Source organism: Caballeronia sp. M23-90, from assembly GCF_053574605.1.
Genome location: NZ_JBSIPA010000431.1, coordinates 1 through 5,399 on the forward strand (window position 1 = coordinate 1; position 5,399 = coordinate 5,399).

Here is a 5,399-nt window from a genome sequence, read left to right on the forward strand (position 1 = left end):
TACCAGGAACTGGAAGAAGGCCTCATTTCGATGTCCGCGCCCATCCGCGACCGCCAGGGCCGCGTAATAGCCGCGCTGCGTCGAGGAGCGGTTCGAGGAACGCTTTCACCATTTGCTTCGCGTTCTTGCGCTGCGCGTTGCCGCTGATGTTCAGCGCGGCTATTACGCGGCCCTGGCGGTCGCGGATGGGCGCGGACATCGAAATGAGGCCTTCTTCCAGTTCCTGGTCGACGATAGCCCAGCCTTGTTTGCGCACCAGGGCAAGCGCTGCCTTGAGCGCGGTTTTATCGACGATCGTGCGGGGCGTGCGGGCTTCGAGCGCACTGGCGTCGAGGAGGGCGTCGAGTTTGTCGTCATCGAGTGACGCGAGCAGCACGCGTCCGAGCGACGTGCAGAACGCCGGCAAACGGCTGCCGATGGACAAGTTGATCGTGATGATCTTGTGCGTCGGTACGCGCAGCACGTAGACGATTTCCGTGCCGTTCAGCACGGCGGCCGAGCAGCTCTCGTGTACTTGGCCGACGAGCTCTTCCATGACCGGTTCGGCGAGATTCCAGAAGGGCATCGAGGTGAGATATGCGAAACCGAGGTCGAGGATCTTGGCCGTAAGCGTGAATTGGCGGCCGTCGGCTTCGACGTAACCGAGCGCCTGCAGTGTCAGCAAGATTCTTCGCGCGCCGGCGCGCGTGAGGCCCGATGCAGCCGCGACTTCGGACAATGTCTGCGCAGGACGCGACGCACTGAACGAACGAATCACCGACAAACCGCGTGCGAACGATTGCACGAACGCATCGCCGGGACGGGAGGCCGGGTCCGTCTCGGGCAGGTCGGTCGCCAAAGCGAGAGGATTCATTCTGAAGCCCTCCTGAAATTCGCAACTCATCGGGACAAACCCGAGGTTCATTGACAGCGCAACGAATGCGGGAATACCATGACATTTGTTCGCTAAACGAATCGATGTTCGCACAACGAACATTCAATTGCAAGCGGTGCATCAATTGCAAGCGGCGCACTTCGATTCAGTCAAAGGAAGGAACACCATGATCAACAAGATTTTCGACTCGCTGAGCTCGGCGGTGAAAGACGTTCAGGACGGCGCGACCGTGATGATCGGCGGATTCGGCACGGCGGGCATGCCCTCCGAACTCATCGATGCATTGATCGAACAGGGGGCGCGCGAACTGACCATCGTCAACAATAATGCGGGTAACGGCGAGACCGGGCTGGCCGCGCTGCTCAAAGCCAGGCGGGTGCGCAAGATCATCTGTTCGTTTCCGCGGCAAAGCGACTCGCAAGTGTTCGACGGGTTGTATCGGGCGGGAGAGATCGAGCTGGAACTCGTGCCGCAAGGCAATCTCGCGGAGCGCATTCGGGCGGCGGGCGCGGGTATCGGCGGATTCTTCACGCCGACTGCCTACGGCACGAAGCTGGCGGAGGGCAAGGAAACGCGTTTCATCGATGGCCGGCATTACGTGCTGGAGTCGCCGCTGCATGCTGACTTCGCACTGATCAAGGCGTTCAAGGGCGATCGATGGGGCAACCTGGTGTATCGGAAGACCGCGCGCAACTTCGGGCCGATCATGGCCACGGCCGCCAAAACCGCGATCGTGCAGGTCTCGCAAGTCGTGCCGCTCGGTGCGCTGGACCCCGAGGACATCGTGACGCCGGGTATCTTCGTGCAGCGCGTGATCGAAGTGCCCCAGGTTGTGCATGCTGCCGAGCTGGCGGCGTGAACACAGGACATCGACAGGACATCGACATGAAAAAATTGACTCGTGATGAAATGGCGCAGCGCGTGGCGCGCGACATTCAGGAAGGCGCCTACGTGAACCTGGGCATCGGCGTGCCGACGCTCGTTGCCAATCACCTCGCGGCGGACCGCGAAATCTTCCTGCATAGCGAGAACGGTTTGCTCGGCATGGGCCCGGCGCCGGAAAAAGGCGCGGAAGACGACGAACTGATCAACGCCGGCAAGCAGCATGTGACGCTGCTCACGGGCGGCGCGTTTTTCCACCACGCCGATTCCTTCGCGATGATGCGCGGCGGCCATCTGGACATCTGCGTGCTCGGCGCGTTCCAGGTATCGGCGAAAGGCGATCTTGCGAACTGGCACACGGGCGCGCCCGACGCGATTCCCGCTGTCGGCGGCGCAATGGATCTGGCAATCGGCGCCAAACAGGTTTATGTGATGATGGAACTGCTCACCAAGCAGGGCGAAAGCAAGCTGGTCGCCGAGTGCTCCTATCCGGTGACGGGCGTGGACTGCGTGGACCGTGTGTACACGGATCACGGCGTGTTCGATATAACGCCGAACGGATTCGTGGTGCGGGAAATCATCGAAGGCTTGTCGTTCGACGAGCTTCAAAAACTGGCGCAGGTACCTTTGACGTACGAGCCGCAAGAAGCGGCTGCGGCGCTCTCGGCGCATTGAAGGACAACTCAGGAGATGGGCATGAAAGAAGCATTCATTTGCGACGCAATCCGCACGCCGGTTGGCCGATATGGCGGTGCGCTGTCATCGGTTCGTGCCGATGATCTCGGCGCCGTGCCATTGCGCGCCTTGATGGAGCGCAACAAGGAAGTGGACTGGAGCGCCCTCGATGACCTCATCTACGGTTGTGCGAATCAGGCCGGCGAAGACAACCGGAACGTTGCAAGGATGTCGGCGTTGCTGGCCGGTCTACCTGATTCAGTGCCGGGTTCGACGATCAACCGTTTGTGCGGATCGGGCATGGATGCAATCGGCGTTGCGGCGCGCGCGATCAAATCGGGCGAAGCGGCGCTGATGGTCGCGGGTGGCGTGGAAAGCATGAGCCGTGCGCCATTCGTGCAGGGCAAGGCGACGACCGCGTTCTCGCGGCAGGCCGAGATCTACGATACGACCATTGGCTGGCGTTTCATCAATCCGCTGATGAAGAAAATGCATGGCGTCGATTCCATGCCTGAGACCGCGGAAAACGTGGCGACCGACTATAAGGTAAGCCGCGAAGATCAGGATGCCTTTGCATTGCGCAGCCAGCAGAAAGCGGCGCGCGCGCAGAAGGACGGATCGTTCGCGCAGGAAATCGTGCCGGTTTCCATCGCGCAGAAGAAAGGCGATCCGGTGCTCGTGTCGCAAGACGAGCATCCGCGCGAAACGAGTCTTGAAGCGCTCGCGAAGCTGAAAGGCGTCGTGCGGCCGGACGGCACGGTGACGGCGGGCAACGCATCGGGTGTGAACGACGGCGCCGCAGCCTTGCTCCTCGCCGACGAAGACAGCGCCAGACGTTTTGGCCTCGCGCCGCGCGCTCGCGTGCTGGGTATCGCGACGGCAGGCGTGCCGCCGCGCGTAATGGGCATAGGACCGGCGCCGGCATCGCAGAAATTGATGAAGCGCCTGGGCATGACTATCGATCAATTCGATGTGATCGAACTGAACGAGGCATTTGCATCGCAGGGATTGGCCGTGCTGCGCTTGCTTGGGATTGCCGATGACGATCCCCGCGTCAATCCGAACGGTGGAGCGATCGCGCTCGGCCATCCGCTAGGCATGAGCGGCGCGCGGCTGGTGACGGCCGCGACGTATCAGTTGCATCGGACGGGCGGGCGCTTTGCGTTGTGCACGATGTGCATCGGCGTGGGACAGGGTATTGCGATCGCCATCGAGCGCGTGTGATGTCGTCTCCTGAGCCGACATTTGCTGCGGCCGGGCGTCTGACCGATCTGATCTGCGGCACGGCCGAGATGAACGACGTGTGGTCGGCGCGAGAGACCGTGCAGTCGATGCTCGATGTCGAGGCGGCGCTCGCCCGGGCGTCGGCCTTGCATGGCGTGATTCCAGCGGACGCGGTCGGGGCGATCGTTGCTGCATGCAATGCAGATCTGATCGATGCCGGTGCGCTGATGTCAGGCGCCGCATCCGGCGGCAACCTCGCGATTCCTTTGGTGAAGCAACTGACGGCCGCCGTCAAAATCAAAGATGCCGATGCCGCGAAGTTCGTGCATTGGGGCGCGACGAGCCAGGACATCATCGATACCGGTACGGTCCTGCAATTGCGTTCTACGTTTGACTTGCTGGAAGCCGGACTCGACGAATTGTCCGAAGCGCTCGCACTTCAAGCCGGCACATATCGAACGACGCCTATGATCGGCCGCACATGGCTTCAGCAAGCCTTGCCCATTACGCTCGGTCTGAAGTTCGCTCAGTGGCTTGACGCGCTGACGCGGCATCGCGAACGTCTCGCGCAATGCCGTGGGCGCGTGCTAGTCCTGCAATTCGGTGGTGCTGCGGGAACGCTGGCGAGTCTGCGCGACAAGGCGCCGGACGTGGCGCAGGTATTGGCCGACGACCTCAAGCTCCAGCTTCCTGCACTGCCCTGGCATACCCAGCGCGACCGGATCGCGGAGGCGGCGGCGTGTTTCGGGATGCTCATCGGTACGCTGGGGAAGATCGCCCGCGACATCTCGTTGCACATGCAGACAGAGGTCGGCGAACTCGCCGAGCCGGCCGCGCCGGGAAAGGGCGGTTCATCGACGATGCCGCACAAACGCAATCCCGTCGGCTGCGCAGCCGTTCTGAGCGCCGCGATGCGCGCGCCGAATCTGGTTGCGACCGTTTTCAGCGGCATGGTGCAGGAACATGAACGGGCGCTCGGCGGCTGGCAGGCGGAGTGGGAAGCGCTGCCTGATCTTGCCCGGTTGTCCGGCGGAGCGCTCGCGCAGCTCACGGCCATCGTGTCCAATATGGAAGTCAACACAGAGCGGCTCGACGCCAATCTCGATCTCACGCACGGGTTGATCCTCGGCGAAGCGGTGATGCTTGCGCTCGGCGATCGCATCGGCCGGCTCGATGCCCACTCGCTCGTGGAACATGCATCGAAGGAAGCGGTCGCCAAAGGCACGACGCTATACGACGTGCTTTCGAACGACACGCGCGTCACGCAACACGTGTCTTCTGTTCAATTACAAGCGCTGCTGGATCCGGCCAATTATGCGGGCCAGGCAACTGCTTTCGTCGATGCCGTCTTGAAGCGGCATCGGTCAAATTCATTCGGGAGCTTTTCGTAATGCCCTACGCCGCCGTCAACGGTATTCAATTGTTCTATCGTGTCGATGCTTCGGCCGGCAGCAACGCGCCCTGGATTGTGCTGTCGAATTCGCTTGGCAGCGATGTATCGATGTGGACGCCGCAAGTCGAAGCGCTTGCAGCGAAGTTTCGCGTGCTGCGCTACGACACGCGCGGCCATGGCCGCTCGGACGCGCCGAACGGCCCGTACACGCTCGACCAGCTTGCCGGCGATGTGATCGGCCTGCTGGATTCGCTCGGCATTGCACGCACGCACTATTGCGGCCTGTCGATGGGCGGCATCACCGGCATTGCGCTCGCCGCGCGCCACCCGGAGCGTTTCGGGCGCGTGGTG

At 62.2% G+C, this 5,399-nt stretch carries 6 protein-coding genes; 5 read left to right on the forward strand and 1 reads right to left on the reverse strand.

Features of this window, described 5'->3' with window-relative positions; genetic code table 11:
• Nucleotides 1-22: 22 nt before the first annotated feature.
• On the reverse strand, nt 23-853 hold the full coding sequence (locus ACRXB1_RS29105; RefSeq protein ID WP_449493996.1) for an IclR family transcriptional regulator domain-containing protein: 831 nt from the start codon (nt 851-853) through the stop codon (nt 23-25).
• Nucleotides 854-1,040: 187 nt separating this feature from the next.
• Here ACRXB1_RS29105 and ACRXB1_RS29110 point away from each other — a divergent pair, with 187 nt between their 5' ends.
• From ACRXB1_RS29110 to ACRXB1_RS29130, 5 genes are all read left to right on the forward strand, one after another.
• Entirely contained in the window at nt 1,041-1,733 is a 693-nt protein-coding gene (locus ACRXB1_RS29110) for a 3-oxoacid CoA-transferase subunit A (protein WP_075359906.1), read from the forward strand.
• A gap of 26 nt (nt 1,734-1,759) precedes the next feature.
• Nucleotides 1,760-2,431: a 3-oxoacid CoA-transferase subunit B gene (locus tag ACRXB1_RS29115; RefSeq protein WP_061999657.1), complete on the forward strand. Its 672-nt coding sequence runs from the start codon at nt 1,760-1,762 to the stop codon at nt 2,429-2,431.
• A gap of 21 nt (nt 2,432-2,452) precedes the next feature.
• Nucleotides 2,453-3,655: a 3-oxoadipyl-CoA thiolase gene (gene pcaF, locus ACRXB1_RS29120; protein ID WP_075359905.1), complete on the forward strand. Its 1,203-nt coding sequence runs from the start codon at nt 2,453-2,455 to the stop codon at nt 3,653-3,655.
• Complete coding sequence (locus tag ACRXB1_RS29125) at nt 3,655-5,046, forward strand: 3-carboxy-cis,cis-muconate cycloisomerase (protein WP_449493997.1); 1,392 nt, start codon at nt 3,655-3,657, stop codon at nt 5,044-5,046. Before pcaF ends, ACRXB1_RS29125 begins: the two co-directional genes overlap by 1 nt.
• Nucleotides 5,046-5,399: alpha/beta fold hydrolase (locus ACRXB1_RS29130; RefSeq protein ID WP_449493998.1), on the forward strand; the 354-nt coding region annotated here is incomplete at its 3' end. The genes ACRXB1_RS29125 and ACRXB1_RS29130, both read left to right, overlap by 1 nt.